The sequence below is a fragment of the Pseudonocardia spirodelae genome, from assembly GCF_037727765.1.
GTDB lineage: Bacteria > Actinomycetota > Actinomycetes > Mycobacteriales > Pseudonocardiaceae > Pseudonocardia > Pseudonocardia spirodelae.
In genome coordinates, this window is sequence record NZ_JBBJUP010000005.1 from 22,756 (window position 1) to 37,777 (window position 15,022).

Genomic DNA, 15,022 nt, shown 5'->3' on the forward strand with positions numbered 1-15,022 from the left:
AGATCGCCCTCGGGGCGGGGGATCACGTGCTCGCGCAGTGCCGTCATCGGTCGTCGTCCTCGTCGCCCCACCCGCGCGCGGCCAGCGCCTCCCCGAGCGCGTCCGCGTGGCGCAACGTCCGCACCAGGAACGGCACGGCGAACGCCGTCGGGGACCGGTCCGCCCCGCGCGCCTTCGCCGCGGCCCTGACCTGCCCCGCGATGCCGGACAGGGTCCCGATCGACTGCATCGTCAGGCCGACGAGAAGGCCGAGCTGGGCCGGGTCGACGCCGAACCGGCGCAGCGGGCCGAGCCCGCGTTCCACCGCGCCGACCAGGTCGTCCACCCGCGTGGTGAGGGTGAACAGCGTCGCTGCGCCGAGGGCGGAGACCAGCCGCAGCACGACCACCAGGGTCCGCTCCGGGCCGATCAGCCACCACTGCACGGCCCCGAGCAGCACGGCCAGCGCGACGAGCATCCGCAGGACCGGCCACACCCGTCGCCACGGGATCCGGGCCACCACCCACCCGGCGGCGACCAGCGCGCAGAGCCCGCCCAGCACCCGCGGGTCGTCGGTCAGGACCGACCCGGCCGCCAGGGCGACCACCGCGAGCAGCGACGCCCCGGGCGGTGCCCGGTGCAGCGGGCTGGTGCCCGGCTCGTAGAGCCCGAGCGGGGTCACGAGCAGAGTGCCCGGTAGTACGCGACGGCCGGGCCCGGCTCGTCGTCGGCGACGACCCGGCCGCCGTCGAGCACGACGACGCGGTCGAACCCGTCGAGCAGGTCCAGGTCGTGCGTGGCGAGCAGCACCTGCTGGCGCAGCCCGGCCAGGCGCTCGGCGAAGGCCCGCTTGTTGCGCAGGTCGAGCAGGGTGGTCGGCTCGTCGCACACCAGCACGTCCGGGTCGAGCACGAGCACCGCGGCCAGCGCGAGCAGCTGCTTCTGCCCACCGGAGAGCTGGTGCGCGGGGTGCTCGACGTGGTCGCCCAGCCCGAAATCGGCGAGCGTCGCGGCGGCGAGCCGGGCCCGCTCGGCGCGGTCGCGCACGGTCCGGCGCAGCGAGAACGCGACGTCTTCGCCGGCGGTCGGCATCACGATCTGGGAGTCCGGGTCGGAGAAGACGAACCCGACCCGGCGGCGGACCGCGGCGCCGTCGCGGACCGGGTCGCGGCCGTCGACGCGGACGGTGCCCGAGCTCGGTGCGACGAGTCCGTTCACCGTGCGGGCCAGCGTGGACTTGCCGGAGCCGTTCGCCCCGACCAGCGCGACCCGGGGCTCGGCGAGGGTGAGGGTGACGTCGTCGAGGACGGTGCGCTCGCCGTAGCGGTGCCCGACCCGGCCGAACTCGATCACCGGACCACCCGCCAGCTCGTCGCGACGCCGAGACCACCGCCGGAGGACAGCGCGGCCAGCCCGGTCTCCCCGCGGCCCTGCACGACGAGCCGGTGGAACAGCCGCACCACCAGCACCGCGCCCGACGCGCCCCACGGGTGGCCGAGCGCGATCGCGCCGCCGTCCGGGCTCACCCGCTGCTCGTCGATGCCCGCGGCGTCCAGGCAGGCCAGCACCTGCCCGGCGAAGGCCTCGGTGAACTCGACGGCGTCGGGCGCGGCGGGACGCTCGCGCAGCGCGGCCAGCGCGGGGACCGCGCCGAGACCCAGGTCCGCGGGCGGGCAGCCGCGGGTGGCCGCGGAGACCAGGGCGAGGCCGGGCACACCCAGTTCGCGGCGCCGCCGTTCCGGAACGAGCGCGACGGCGGCGGCGCCGTCGTTGACGCCGCAGGAGTTCGCGGCGGTGTGCACGCCGCCGTCGGTGAACGCGGGCCGGAACCGGGCCAGCCGCGCGGGGGTGAACCGGTCGCGGGGCCGCTCGTCGATGGCGATCCCGCCGATCCCGACGGTCTCGGCGTCGAACCGGCCCGCGTCGCGCGCGGCGACGGCGCGGGCGTGACTACGGGCGGCGAACGCGTCGAGCCGCCCGCGGGTCAGCCCGGCGCGGGCGGCGACGTCGTCGGCGGCCGGGCCCATGTCCGGGTCCGGGTCGCCGGCGGGGGCGAACGGTGCGCGGGTGTAGGACGTGCCGTCGGACCGGGTGCGCACCGGTGCGGTGGACGGCGACTCGGCGCCGCCGGCGAGGTACAGCGTCCCCTCCCCGGCACGGACCGCCGCGGCGGCGGCCAGGATCGCCGACAGCCCGCTCGCGCACTGGCGGTCCACCGTCATGCCCGGCACCCCGTCGCCGAGACCGGCGGCCAGCGCCGCGACCCGGGCGGGGTTGCCGCCGGGGCCGAACACGTTGCCGAGCAGCACGTCGTCGACGTCCGCGGACCCGGTGTCGCGGGCGAGCGCGGCCAGCACCGGCGCGGCGAGCGCGTCGACGGTGTGCCCGCGCAGCGCGCCGCCCGCGGTGCCGATCGGGGTGCGGCGGGCCGCGATCACGACCGGGGTGCTGTCGGCGGGGGCGCTCACTCCGGCTCCCCGAGCGGGACGGCGTCGAGGGTGCCGTCGCGCAGCCCGCCGGCGATCTCGGCGCGGGCGGGCTGCCCCGATCCCAGCCGCGGCAGCGCGCGCGTCAGCAGCCAGCGGCGCGGGCGCTTGGCCGGGGACAGACCGTCGCGGGCCGCGGCCCGCAGCGCCCGCCGGTCCGGGCCGCCGTCGCGGGCCTCGACCACGGCGGTGACCAGCATCCCCAGCGTCGCGTGCGGCGTCCCCGCGACGACGACGTCGGTGACCCCCGGCACCGCGCGCAGCACCTGCTCGACCTCCTCGGCGGCGACCAGGGTGCCCCCGGTCGAGACGGTCGCCGCGGCGCGGCCGAGGACGATCAGGCCGCCGTCGGCGGTCAGCTCCGCGCGGTCCCCGACGGTCGTCGGCCCGGGCCCGGACGGGTGCAGGACGCCGGCCCCGAAGCGGCCCAGCACCGACTGCGGGCTGTCCACCCACAGCAGCCCGTCGCGGACGGTGAGCCGGACGTCCTCGACCGCGCGCAGCGGGCCGTCGTCGCGCCGGGTCGCGATCAGCGAGTGCTCGGCAGAGCCGTAGTACTCGAGCAGCGTGGTCCCGGGCAGCAGCCGGGCGCAGCGCTCCCGGACCGCGGGCGCCACGTGGGCGCCGCCGCAGACGACCACCCGCGGGACCGGGCCGCCGGGCCGGCGCTCACGGTCGTCGAGCAGCGCGCCGAGCTGGGCGGGCACCACGTGCACCGTCCCGCCGTCGGGCAGGTCGGCCGGGTCGAGCCGGCCGCGGGTGTCCAGGCCGAGGCCGTGGTGCAGGGCGTGCAGCGCCCCGAACAGGTAGAGCGTCGACGACGGCGGTCCCGGCACCAGGACCGGCCCGGGCAGCGCGCCCAGGGCGTCGAACCCGAGCCGCCAGGAGCGCCGGTCACGGGCCAGCACGGCGGGACCGCCGGTGCTGCCCGAGGTCGTCGGGAGCAGGAACACCCCGGGGGTGCGCGGGCCGCCCGGTCCCGTCGCGGCCCCGCCGTCGGTGCCGACGACGTGGTGCGGCGCGGTGTCGGCGAGGACCGCGTCCCGCTCGCGGACCGTCCAGCCGGCGTCGGCGACCAGCGACGCCGCGCCCAGCCGGTCCGCCGCGAGCAGGTACGGCAGCACCGCCCAGCGGGCCCGGGTGGGGGTGTCGAGGACGACGCGCTCCCCGGCGCGCACCCCGAGCCGGGCCAGGCGCTCCCCGGCCGCGGCGACGGCGTCGGCCAGCCCCCGGGGCAGCCACGGTGCCGGAACGACGGGCGCGGAGGCGTCGGCGTCGCTGGCGTCCGCGGCGTCGGCGCGGGCTCCGCTCACCGGACCCGGGGCTCGCCCGCCGCCGGGCGGACGGGCAGCAGGTCCGGCAGCGCGCGGTGGACCAGCGAGGCGATCAGCGCGGCCAGCACGACCTTGACCAGGTCGCCGGGCACGAAGACCAGGGACTGCACGATCCCGCCGGTGACGTCGCCGATGTAGACGCCCAGCCAGGGCATGCCGACCACGTAGGTGCCGAGCAGCCCGGCGAGGCAGGCGAGCAGCAGCACCGGCAGCGAGCGGGACCGGGCGCGCTGCACGATCAGGCCCGCGACCAGCGCGGACAGCAGCCAGCCGATCAGGAAGCCGCCGCTGGGCCCGAAGAACGCGGCCCCGTTGCGCCCGCCGGACAGCAGCGGGAGCCCGACCGCGGTGAGCACCAGCAGCAGCGCGACCGAGGCCGTGCCGAGGCGCCAACCGAGGATGACGCCCGCCAGGATCGGGCCGACGTTCTGCAGGACGATCGGGACACCGGCCACGCCGGCGAAGCCGGGGAAGAGCCCGAGGACGGCGATGAACGCGGCGAACACGACCACGCGGGCGAGGTCGGCCGCGGGGAGTGCGGGGCGGGATCCGGACACGCGCGAAGGGTAGGTCACCGCACGTCGCCGGAGGGGTGTCGTGCGGGTTGCATCACGGCACCCGAACGGTCACAGCGTGCGGTGCAGTGTCCGGAACCCGTCGGCGTCGGGGCCGCGGCCGTCGTCGGCGTACCCGGCGCGGGCGAACAGGTGCGCCGAGGCGTCGTTGGCCCCGTGCACGACGGCGGTCACCGGCGTCCCGGCGCCGGTCCGGGCCCGCAGCGCCGCCTCGCCGGCACGCAGCAGGGGGACGGCCAGGCGCTCCCCGCGGCGCTCCGGCGCGACGGTGACGGAGACCTCCCAGCCGTCGGGGTCGCGGTCCCAGCGGACGGTGCCGACCGGCCCGCGGTCGTCGGCGACGACGAGCAGCAGCCGGTCGTCGCGGTCGAGGGAGGCGGCGAGCCAGCGACGGTGGTCGTCGGGGGCGACCTCGCCGTGGCTGCGCGACCAGCGACGCGTGTCGGGGTCGTTGCGCCAGGCCAGCAGCAGCCCGGCGTCGCCGGTCCGGGCCGGGCGGGCCCGCAGCTCCCCGGCGGGCCGCTCCCGCCCGGCGGCGGCACCGGCGGCCGCGGCGACGGCGTCCACGACCCGGCCCGCCCCTGCGCCGTCCACGACCCGCGCGGCCCGGGCGGCCAGCGCGCCGCGGGCCGCCGGGTCGGTGAGCAGGTCGCGCAGCACCGCGGCGGCCCCGTCCGGGACGGCGAGGTCACCGGTCCCGCCCAGCCCGGCGGCGGCCCCGGCGGCGACGACGGTCCGGTAGCCCTCGGCCTGGTTGTCCGCGGCCCGGACCAGCGCCATCGGTACGCCGACGCAGCACAGCTCCCACACCGTGGTCCCGGCCGCGCTGACGACGAGGTCCGCGTCGACCATCGCCGCCGGCAGGTCCGGGACCGGCGGTACCGCCCGGAACCGCACCGGCCCGGCCCCGGGCAGCACGAGCGACTCCCGGGCCCCGGCGGGGACGACGACGTCGACCTCGGCCGGGACACCCGCGGCCGCCAGTGCGGCGACGACGCGGGGCAGCAGGCCGGCCGCGTCGGTGCCGCCCATGACGACGAGGACCCGCGGCGCCCCGTCGCCCGCGACCCGGGTCGCGCGACGGTCGCGGGCCCGGCGCGCCGAGGCCCGCAGCGGGGCGTAGGCGGGTCCGCGGAGCAGCAGGCCGGAGCCGTCGTCGGGGCGGGAGTGGTCCCCGGCGCCGAGGTTCGGGTCGACGACCACGTCCCCCGGCCGCCGCCCGGTGGTGAAGTCCTCCACCGTGGACAGCACGACCCCGGCCCCGGCGAGTGCGGGGAGCAGGTCGGGGCCGAGCAGGTAGTGGTCGACGTGCACGGCGTCGATCCGGTGCGCGCGGGCCAGCGCGACGAGCTCGTCGGCGGAGTCCGCCGGGGCGAGCACCGTGCCGGGCGGCCCGTCGCCCCGCCCGGGGGAGGGCGTGAGACCCGCCCACAGCCAGTCCAGCCCGTCCAGGCGGCCCGACCAGAACACCTCGTGCCCGGACAGCAGGGCCGCCTCGGCGACCGCCGCGCACCGGACGGCGTGCCCCACCCCCGTCGACGGGCCGGCGTCGCAGCGCAGGAGCAGACGCATCCCGCTCACCCCTCGGCGAGCGACTTCTGGCGGACGTGCGCGTTGCGCCCCACCAGGTCCGGCCGCGAGCGCAGCACCGCGACCACCGACCGCCAGCCGGTGCGCCCGCCCAGCGCCTCCACCAGCCCCTGCAGCGCGTACAGGTCGTCGGGGGTGTCCAGGGTGACGCGCAGGTCGTCCGCCGCGGGTGCGACGACGACACCCAGGCAGCGGAACCGGTCCGGGTCGCCGTAGAGGCCGGACGTCACGTGGATGCGGTCGTACCCGGTCGCGGTCCCGGCGAGTGCGCGCAGGGCGTCGACGCGGGCGAGCTCGACGTCGAGGCCGCGGGGCAGGGTGCGGACCAGGGTCGTGGCGACGTAGTCGTGCCCCGGTGCGCTGCGCCAGGTCGCCGCGACCAGCGCGACCAGCTCCGGGTCGAGCAGCGGGCAGTCGGCGGTGAGGCGCACCACGGCGTCGCAGGGGTGCTCGTCGACGACCTGCACGAAGCGGGCGAGCACGTCGTCCTCGGAGCCGCGGACCACCGGCACGCCGATCGCCGCGGCGCGCTCGGCCACCGCGTCGTCCCCGCCGGCGGTGGACGTCGCGACCACGACGGAGTCGACGCCGTCGGCGGCGCGGGCGGCGGCGACCACCCGGTCCAGCACCGGCGTACCGCCGAGGTCGGTGAGCACCTTGCCGGGGAGCCGCGTCGACCCCGTCCGCGCCTGGATGACCGCGTTGACCCGCACCCGTACCTGCTTCGATTCGTCCGGTTGAGCGCGTGCCATCATGCCGGGCGGGAGAAATTCCGTGGATGTGGAGGCGTGATGTCGGTACTCAAGGGCTCGTCGGTCCTGGTCACGGGCGGGACGGGGTCCTTCGGGAAGGCGTTCGTCCGCACCCTGCTCGACCGCTACGAGCCGCGGCGGCTGGTGATCCTGTCGCGTGACGAGCTGAAGCAGTACGAATGCCGGTCGCTGTTCGAGAACGACCCGCGGCTGCGCTGGTTCCTCGGCGACGTCCGGGACCAGCCGCGCCTGCGCCGCGCGATGCACGGTGTCGACTACGTCGTGCACGCCGCCGCGCTCAAGCAGGTCGACACCGCGGAGTACAACCCGTTCGAGTTCATCCGGACCAACGTCGAGGGCTCGCAGAACGTCGTCGAGGCCGCGATCGACGCCGGGGTGAAGAAGGTCGTCGCGCTGTCGACGGACAAGGCGTCGAGCCCGATCAACCTCTACGGCGCCACCAAGCTGTGCGCCGACCGGCTGTTCGTGTCGGCGAACCACTACGCCGCCGCGTACGAGACCCGGTTCTCCGTGGTCCGCTACGGCAACGTGCTGGGCAGCCGCGGTTCGGTCGTGCCGCTGTTCAAGCGCCTCGCCGCGGAGGGGCAGTCGCTGCCGATCACCGACAAGCGGATGACCCGGTTCTGGATCACGCTGCCCGACGCCGTGCAGTTCGTCATCGACTCCTTCGACGCGATGCAGGGCGGCGAGCTGTACGTCCCGCGGATCCCGTCGATGCGGATGACCGACCTCGCCGAGGCCATCGCCCCCGGCGCCGCGACCCACGAGATCGGGATCCGGCCGGGCGAGAAGCTGCACGAGGAGATGATCGCCGCCGACGACTCGCGGCGGACCCTCAAGCTGGCCGACCGCTACGTCGTCGAGCCCTACATCGCCGGGTGGGGCTACACCTCCCCGGCCGACGGCGAGCCGGTCCCGGACGGGCAGGCCTACCGCTCGGACACCAACGACCTGTGGCTGTCCCCGGAGCAGCTGCGCGCGATGGTCGAGGCGCTCGACTGATGCTCCCGTACGGCCGGCAGTCGATCTCCGACGACGACGTCGAGGCCGTCACCGCGGTCCTCGGCACGGACTGGCTCACCACCGGCCCGGCGGTGACCCGGTTCGAGGACGACCTCGCGGCCGTCACCGGGAACCCCGCGGTGGCCGTCACGAGCGGCACCGCGGCGCTGCACGTCGCCTACGCGGCGGCCGGCGTCGGGCCGGGGCAGGACGTCGTCGTGGCCCCGCTGACGTTCGTCGCGACCGCGTCGGCCGCCGCGCTGCTCGGCGCGAACGTGGTGTTCGCCGACGTCAGCGAGGACACCGGCAACCTCGACCCGGACGCCGCGGGGGCCGCGCTCACGCCGGCCACGACCGTCGTCGCCGGGGTGGACTACGCCGGGCACCCGATCGACGCCTGCCCGCTGCGCACGCTCGCCCACGACGCGGGCGCGCTGCTACTGGAGGACGCCGCGCACTCCGTCGGCGGCACCTGGCACGGCCGTCCGGTCGGTGACCTCGCCGACCTGACGACGCTGAGCTTCTTCCCGACCAAGAACCTCACCACGGCCGAGGGCGGCGCCGTCGTGTCCCCGCGTGAGGACCTCGTCGCGGGCGCCCGCTCGTTCCGCAACCACGGCCTCGTCCGGGACCGGGTCGTGCAGCGCTTCCCCGACGAGGGACCGTGGCACCAGGAGGTGCACGCGTTCGGGCTGAACTACCGGCTGCCCGACCTGCTCGCCGCGCTCGGGTCGTCGCAGCTGCGGCGCCTCGACGCGTTCCGCCGGCGCCGCGCGGACATCCACGCCCGCTACGACGCCGCGTTCGCCGACGTGGCCGAGGTCCGCACCCCGGCGCGGCGCGACGGCGCCGACCCGGCCTGGCACCTCTACCCGCTGCGGGTGCTCGACGGCCGTCGCCGCGCGCTGTTCGAGCACCTGCGCGCGAACGGCATCGGGGTGCAGGTCAACTACATCCCCGCGTACTGGCACCCGGTGTTCGCCGACCTCGGGTACCGGCGCGGGCTGTGCCCGAACGCCGAGGCCTACTACGCCCAGCAGCTCTCGCTGCCGCTGTTCCCGGACCTGACCGACGCCGACGTGGACCGGGTCGCCGCGCTGGTCCGGGAGTTCCTCGGACATTCGGTGTGAGCGTGGACGCCAGCCGCGAGGTCCTCGGGCGCGGTTCGCTCTACACCCTCGGCAGCGTGGCGCCGATCCTGGCGAACGTGCTGGTCACGCCGTTCGTGACCCGGCTGCTGGGCGGCCCCGAGTACGGCGTGGTCGCCGTCGGGCTGATCCTGGTGCAGGTCGGCGCGATGGTCGCCGGGTTCGGGCTGGCCTCCTCGATCACCCGCCACGGCATCCTGGAGAGCTCCGGCACCGACGGTGCCCGCGCCCTCGTCCTGCAGGGCAGCGCGCTGTCGCTGGCCCTCGTCGCCGTCGCGGTGCTGACCGGGCCGTGGTGGAGCGGCCCGGTGCTGGCGGTGCCGTGGCGCGCGGGGCTGGCCTTCGCCGGGCTGGCGGCCGCCGGGTTCGTCGTCGTGCTCAACGCGCAGGCGTTCCTGCGGGTGCAGGACCGGCCGGTCCCGTTCGTCGTCATGTCCGGGGTGGCGACGCTCGGCGGCCCGCTCGCCGGGCTGGCCCTGGTGGCGTGGCGGGCGAGCGACGCCGACGACTACCTGTTCGGCCTGTTCCTCGGCTATCTCGCCGCCGCCCTGACCGGTCTCGTGCTGGCCCTGCGGGGCGGGCGCCCGCGCACGGCGCGCGGGGACTTCGTCCGCGCCCTGCGGATCGGGCTGCCCGCGGTCCCGCACCTGGTGGCGCTGCTGCTCGTGCAGAACGCGCTGGTCCTGATCGTGAACCGGCACTTCGGGATCGCCGACGGCGGCCGCATGCAGGTCGCGCTGCTGCTCGGCTCCGCCCCGGCGATGATCGTCTCGGCGCTGAACAACGCCTGGGCGCCGGTCATCTACCGCACCGCCCCCGAGCAGCGCGGCGCCGCACTGGAGCGCACCGCCCGCGACGTCGCCGTGGTCACCGCCGCGCTCGCGGGCGGGGTCGCGCTGCTGTCCCCGTTCCTGCTGCGGATCCTGGCGCCTGCGTCGTTCGAGCCGTCCCTGCTGGTGCCGGTCGCGGCGGTCGCGACGCTCGGCGCGGTGGTCAGCGTCGGCTACCTGGCGAACGTGCACCTGGTGTTCGCGTCCGGACGCAGCGGCGGGCTCGCGTTGGCCAGCCCGGTCAGCCTCGTGATCGGGGTCGCGGCCGCGGTGCTGCTCGCCGGGACGGGCTCGCTGACGGCCGTCGCCCTCGGCTTCCCGCTGATCTACCTGGCGCTCGCGGTCGGGACGTCGCTGCTGCGGCGCCGGGTCTCGCCGACGCGGTGGCGCGAGGCGGTGCTCGCCGGCCCGCTCGCCGCCGGGGTCGTGGTGTGCGGGGCGGGCGTCCTGCTGCCCGCCGACGGGGTGCTGTGGCTGTCGGTGCGGTTCGGGCTGGCCGCGCTGCTGGGTGTGGTCCTGCTCGTCCTGGTGCGGCGGATCTTCGCTCCCGCCAGGGGGTGACCGTCAGCCGCCGGACGGATCCGCGTGCTGCTCGGCGGCGTGCCACTCGTCCACGTGCGGCGGCTCCTCCGTCGCGACCGGGACCGCCAGACCCTGCGGCAGCGGCCGGGGAAGGGCCGCGAGCGGGTTGCGCAGCCACAGCATCGGGTTCGTCGCGATGCCGCCCTCGGTCATCGCCTTCCGGCTGGCCTCCGAGCGCTTCGTGAGACCCAGCACCATCGCGGCCTTCGCCAGCGGCGAGGCGGCGTAGTACTGCAGGCCCGGCCCGAGGCTCGGGGTGCGGCCCCAGCCGAGCACCCCCCGCAGCGCGTCCGGGTCGAGCAGGTGCTCCGCACCGAGCTCGCGGCGGGCCAGGGCGGTGGCGGCCGTGTCTGCCTCGGCGGCCCCCTCGACGGGCCGCGACCCGTCGTCGGGGTCGGAGGTGTGGAACTCGGGCCACGTCGACCGCAGCTGCTCCACGGCGGTCGAGGACTGGGCACCGAACGTCAGGGGGTCACCCCACACCGCGGCGGGGGTGCCGACGGCGGCGGCGTACAGCACGGCCGTCGACAGCCGGTTGGACGATACCCGGCTCGCGTTCCCCACCAGATGCATGATGCGCAGCAGGAACCGGGGGTCGTTGCGACGCCCCGCCGTCACCAGGGTGTGCCCGGCGTCGGCCCAGGCCGAGGTGATCTCCGGATCCGAGAGGTCCTCGTGGTGCATGCACACCGTCGAGGGGCCGTCGACCTTCGCGACCTGGCGGGCCAGCTCGCCGTGTGCACCGGTGACCCGGGCGAGGCGGGTGCCGTGGAACGGGACGAAGACTGGACCCAGCCGCTCCGACCGCGTCCAGCCCTGCGACCGCAGCTGCCGCTCGAGGTACAGCAGGGGCGCGCCGATCGGCGTGGTCTCGCGGTCCTCGTCGGAGGGGGACCAGCCCCGGCAGCCGTGCGACCACACCAGCAGCCGGCGCTGCCGGGGGTCCGTTCCCACCCGCGGGAAGTCGGCGAAGTGCGCCGGGACCGGCGAGCTCGCGGTCCAGCCGTGCTGCAGCAGGCCTGCGATGTGGCGGGGCCGGCGCAGCCCGGCGTAGGCGGCGAGGACGGCCGAGTGACCGTAGTAGTGGTTCTGGATGTCCAAGGCCGTGCTCCGGATCGCTGCGGGCGTCGCCCCGTTCGAGGCCGGGCGATCCTAGCGGGACGGGCGGTCGCTACCGTCGGCGTGTGCGTGCGCCGACCGTCGACGTGATGCTCCCTTTCTACGGCGACCCCGAACTCCTGCAACGTGCGGTGCGCAGCGTCCAGCAGCAGCACCGAACCGACTGGCGACTGACCGTCGTGGACGACGGCTACCCGGACGAGTCCGTCGGCCGCTGGTTCGACGCACTCGGTGACGACCGCGTGCGCTATCGGCGCAACCCGGAGCGCCTCGGCGCGCAGCCCAACAACCGGTACTGCATCGACCTGGTGGAGCTGCCGTACTTCGTGATGATGGGCGCCGACGACCTCATGCTGTCCGACTACCTCGACACGGTGCTCGGCCTGCACGAGCGCTGGCCGGCCGCCGCCGTCGTCCAGCCCGGTGTCGCGGTCATGGACTCCGACGAGCGGCCCGTCCGCCCGCTCGCGGACCGGGTGAAGGCGATGATCGCGCCAGGTGGGACCGGGCCACGGCTGGTCTCCGGCGAGGATCTCGCGGTTCGTCTGCTGCGGGGGAACTGGCTCTACAACCCGTCGCTGTGCTGGCGGACCGACGCGGTCCGCGCGGCCGGTGTGCCCGAGTCCGCGGACGTGTTCGACCTCGCCCTGCCGGTGGACGTCGTGGTGGCGGGCGGTTCGATCGTGGTCGACGACCACGTCTGCTTCCGCTACCGGCGCCACCGCTCCAGCGACTCCGGCTCCGGCGCGGCCGCGGGCAACCGCTTCGCCGAGGAGCGCCGCTACTTCCGCGCCGAGGCCCTGCGGATGGATGCGCGAGGGTGGCACCGCGCCGCCCGGGCGGCCCGCGGGCACCTGTCCTCGCGCCTGAACGCGGCCGTCCAGCTGCCGGGGGCGCTGGCCCGGCGTGACTCGGCCGCGATGCGCGCGCTCGGCGGGCACCTCCTGACCCGGTGACCGGCCCGCGTCACCCGAACAGGCGGTCCAGCCAGCGGCCGTAGGTCTGGTCGTACCGGCCGTCGGTCACCGCCGCACCCTCGGTGAGCCGGCGTCCGATCGTCGCGCGCAGCTCCGGGGCGACGTCCCGGTCGGCGTAGACCTGCTCGTAGTAGTCCGGCCGTACCCGGGCGACGGCGACGAGCTCGCGGTCGCCGACGACGCGCGGCAGGTCGGTACCCCAGGTCGTGCGGGGCATCTCCGGAGTGGGACCCGTGGCGACGACGACCGTCGGCCGGTCGGCGAGCAGGGCATCGGTCGCGCTCGTCCCGTGGGCGATGCGCTCGTCGTTCAGGCCGATGTAGTCGGTCGCCCGCCAGCCGGAGAAGTAGGGGACGGCACCGGCGTCGGTCATCGCCACGGTCCGACGGTCCGGGGCGAGACCGGCGTCGGCGAGGCCGAGCCCGATGGCGATGTGCGCCCGGCGCAGGTCCTGCCCGTAGTTGACCATGCTGGGCCCGTTCGGGTGGAGGAACCCCGCCGTGCAGGTCCAGGCGACGGCGAGCACGGCCAGGACCGCGGCGACGACCCGCTGCCGCACGGAGTCGAGTGCCCATCCCGCGGCCAGGCACAGCAGCGGGAAGCCGTGCCACGCGAAACGGGACAGGTAGTCCATCGCCGGCGCGGTGATGGCCGGGACGGCGTAGAGGGCGAGGCAGCCGGCGAGGGCCAGCAGCGCCGACGTCCTCGTCGCACGCGGTACGACCGCCCCGGCGGCCAGGAGGATCAGCGGGAGCAGGAGCAGGCCGGTCGTCGTGATCCAGCGCAGGTCGGTTGCCGCCTCGACCCCGACCTTCACGTAGAAGGTGTTGGGGAGCGGATGACCGAAGTAGGACCACCGCCAGGCGGTGTAGGCCACGCCGACGACGAGGGCCGAACCCAGGCAGAGCCAGGTGCCCGGGTGTCCCCGGCGCCGCACGGCCCAGACCAGCAGCGGGGGAGCGAGAGCCAGGATGCCGTCCGGTCGCAGCATGCCGGCGACCAGGAACAGGAGCGGCGGCTCCCACGGGCGCACGGGGGTGTCGTCGTCGCGCAGCAGCCGCGCTGACAGCACCACCCCGCGCAACACCACCAGGGCGAAGGGCGCCGTCTCCAGCCCCGCGTCGACGTGGATCCAGGTGGGGAGGAACAGCACGAAGGCGCCGACCGCGACCGCGGCCCCCGCCCTCGTCCGTGGCTCCGTGACGAGGATCCACCCGATCAGGGCGGCGCAGATCGCCGAGGTCACCTTCGAGACCAGCGGCAGCGGGACCCCCAGCCAGACCCACGGGACGTGCCAGAGCATCCAGAGGAAGTTCGTGTAGCCCTCCACGGGGTCCTGGCCGGGGTTCCACGTCGGCCCGAACCCGTGCGCGAGGTTCGCCGAGTAACGGTAGGTGATGTAGGCGTCGTCGACGGTCACCGACCAGCAGGCCCACAGCCCGGCTCCGAGGACCACCAGGGCCGCGACGAACGCCGGACGCCGGCCACGGGGCCGCCCGGGACGCGCATCCGTGGCGGGTCCCGCATCCACGGCGGGTGCACGCAGCATGCCGACAGTGTTCCCCGAACGGGTGGTCGCCGGGAGCCCGCCGCGGTCGGCGTCACACGGTCAGCCCACGAGGTGGCGGCTCAGTGCCCGCAGGTCCGACGAACGGCCCGTCCGCAACGCCACCGGCATGAGGCTCGCCGCGTTCAGCCGGGAGGTAAGGTGCCGCCGGGCCGCGCGGCCCGCGCGGTGCCAGCCCCGCTCGTCCATCTCGCGTGCCGTCGACGCGAAGAACGCTCGTTCCTCGGCGAATCGGGTGCCGTCGAGGGCCCTCACCGCGGAGTCGCTGCCGGTGTGCCTGCGGTACCGGAAGCAGGGCCGGTCGTCGAGCACCATCGACCAGCCCGCGCCGACCACGTCCAGGATCATCGCCAGGTCCTGGACCACGTCCAGGCCCCTCCGGAACCCGTGTTCCGGCAGCGCCGACCTCCGCCAGCACAGGGACGGGAAGTAGGTCCAGTTGGCCCGGAGCAGGCTCGTGGCGAGCTCCTCGCCGCGGAGCTCCGTGCGGCCCCGGTGGCGGGGCCGGTAGTACGCCTTGATCCGGTCCGCCAGCGGGACGACGTCGCGTCCGTGCTCGTCGATGACGGTGACGCCCGGCTGGACGATCCCCGCGTCCGGCGCGGCGGCGATCGCCTCCTTCACGACGTCGAGGTAGTCCGGCGCCATGACGTCGTCGGCCCCCATGACGGTGAACCAGTCGTGGGTGACGTGGGACAGGCAACGCCGGTAGTTCGCGTTGGCCCCCTGGTTCGTCTCGTTGCGCAGGACCCGGATGCGGGGATCGCCGACGTCGGAGATCCAGGAGCACGCCGACGGATCGGGGTAGGCGTCGTCCACCACCAGCAGCTCCCAGGCCGGGTCGTGCTGGGCGCGGACGCTCTCCACCGCGAGTCGCAGCAGCCGGGCGTCCCCGTAGAAGGGCAGCAGGATGTTCAGCGTCATCGGTCCCCGTCTCCTCGCCGATCTTGGCGATACCCTGTCCAGAGTCAACGAGGTCTATCGCATCCCGATGCGGCGAACTGACGAGAACGCCCGGCGCGTCCGGGTGAACGGCGGTGTCGCTCCGCAACGATGAGTT

Annotated in this window: 14 protein-coding genes; 4 read left to right on the forward strand and 10 right to left on the reverse strand. The window is 75.9% G+C overall.

The window, feature by feature from the left end:
• Positions 1-43: 43 nt before the first annotated feature.
• From WJX68_RS07275 to WJX68_RS07305, 7 genes are all read right to left on the reverse strand, one after another.
• Complete coding sequence (locus WJX68_RS07275) at positions 44-661, reverse strand: energy-coupling factor transporter transmembrane component T family protein (protein WP_340287303.1); 618 nt, start codon at positions 659-661, stop codon at positions 44-46.
• Positions 658-1,332 (reverse strand): energy-coupling factor ABC transporter ATP-binding protein, encoded by a 675-nt coding sequence (locus WJX68_RS07280; protein WP_340287305.1) that lies wholly within the window; start codon positions 1,330-1,332, stop codon positions 658-660. The genes WJX68_RS07275 and WJX68_RS07280 overlap by 4 nt, the downstream gene beginning before the upstream one ends.
• Complete coding sequence (locus WJX68_RS07285) at positions 1,329-2,447, reverse strand: thiolase family protein (RefSeq protein ID WP_340287307.1); 1,119 nt, start codon at positions 2,445-2,447, stop codon at positions 1,329-1,331. The genes WJX68_RS07280 and WJX68_RS07285 overlap by 4 nt, the downstream gene beginning before the upstream one ends.
• Entirely contained in the window at positions 2,444-3,778 is a 1,335-nt protein-coding gene (locus WJX68_RS07290; protein ID WP_340287309.1) for an AMP-binding enzyme, read from the reverse strand. The genes WJX68_RS07285 and WJX68_RS07290 overlap by 4 nt, the downstream gene beginning before the upstream one ends.
• Positions 3,775-4,356 carry a biotin transporter BioY gene (locus WJX68_RS07295; RefSeq protein WP_340287311.1) on the reverse strand — a complete coding sequence of 194 codons (582 nt, stop codon included), beginning with the start codon at positions 4,354-4,356 and terminating at the stop codon, positions 3,775-3,777. The genes WJX68_RS07290 and WJX68_RS07295 overlap by 4 nt, the downstream gene beginning before the upstream one ends.
• 69 nt (positions 4,357-4,425) lie before the next feature.
• Positions 4,426-5,946, reverse strand: a complete 1,521-nt coding sequence (locus tag WJX68_RS07300; protein ID WP_340287313.1) for a GNAT family N-acetyltransferase — start codon at positions 5,944-5,946, stop codon at positions 4,426-4,428.
• 5 nt (positions 5,947-5,951) lie between these two features.
• Positions 5,952-6,677 (reverse strand): cytidylyltransferase domain-containing protein, encoded by a 726-nt coding sequence (locus WJX68_RS07305; RefSeq protein WP_340287315.1) that lies wholly within the window; start codon positions 6,675-6,677, stop codon positions 5,952-5,954.
• A gap of 78 nt (positions 6,678-6,755) precedes the next feature.
• On the opposite strand from WJX68_RS07305, the gene pseB reads away from it, so the two are divergent.
• From pseB to WJX68_RS07320, 3 genes are read left to right on the forward strand one after another with little or no spacing between them, the layout of a single operon-like run.
• Complete coding sequence (gene pseB / locus WJX68_RS07310) at positions 6,756-7,739, forward strand: UDP-N-acetylglucosamine 4,6-dehydratase (inverting) (RefSeq protein WP_340287317.1); 984 nt, start codon at positions 6,756-6,758, stop codon at positions 7,737-7,739.
• A complete protein-coding gene (locus WJX68_RS07315) occupies positions 7,739-8,869 on the forward strand; it encodes a DegT/DnrJ/EryC1/StrS family aminotransferase (protein WP_340287319.1) in 1,131 nt (376 codons plus the stop codon). Before pseB ends, WJX68_RS07315 begins: the two co-directional genes overlap by 1 nt.
• A gap of 2 nt (positions 8,870-8,871) precedes the next feature.
• Entirely contained in the window at positions 8,872-10,278 is a 1,407-nt protein-coding gene (locus WJX68_RS07320) for a lipopolysaccharide biosynthesis protein (RefSeq protein ID WP_340287321.1), read from the forward strand.
• Positions 10,279-10,281: 3 nt separating this feature from the next.
• On the opposite strand, the gene WJX68_RS07325 is transcribed toward WJX68_RS07320, so the two are convergent.
• On the reverse strand, positions 10,282-11,400 hold the full coding sequence (locus tag WJX68_RS07325; RefSeq protein WP_340287323.1) for a hypothetical protein: 1,119 nt from the start codon (positions 11,398-11,400) through the stop codon (positions 10,282-10,284).
• Positions 11,401-11,507: 107 nt separating this feature from the next.
• Between WJX68_RS07325 and WJX68_RS07330 the strand changes: the two genes are divergently transcribed.
• On the forward strand, positions 11,508-12,374 hold the full coding sequence (locus WJX68_RS07330) for a glycosyltransferase family 2 protein (protein WP_340287325.1): 867 nt from the start codon (positions 11,508-11,510) through the stop codon (positions 12,372-12,374).
• Between the two features lie 10 nt (positions 12,375-12,384).
• Here WJX68_RS07330 and WJX68_RS07335 read toward each other — a convergent pair whose 3' ends face one another.
• On the reverse strand, positions 12,385-13,944 hold the full coding sequence (locus tag WJX68_RS07335) for a hypothetical protein (protein ID WP_340287327.1): 1,560 nt from the start codon (positions 13,942-13,944) through the stop codon (positions 12,385-12,387).
• A gap of 60 nt (positions 13,945-14,004) precedes the next feature.
• The gene (locus tag WJX68_RS07340) at positions 14,005-14,886 is read right to left on the reverse strand and encodes a glycosyltransferase family 2 protein (RefSeq protein WP_340287329.1); all 882 of its coding nucleotides are present in this window, start codon (positions 14,884-14,886) and stop codon (positions 14,005-14,007) included.
• Between the last annotated feature and the right edge of the window lie 136 nt (positions 14,887-15,022).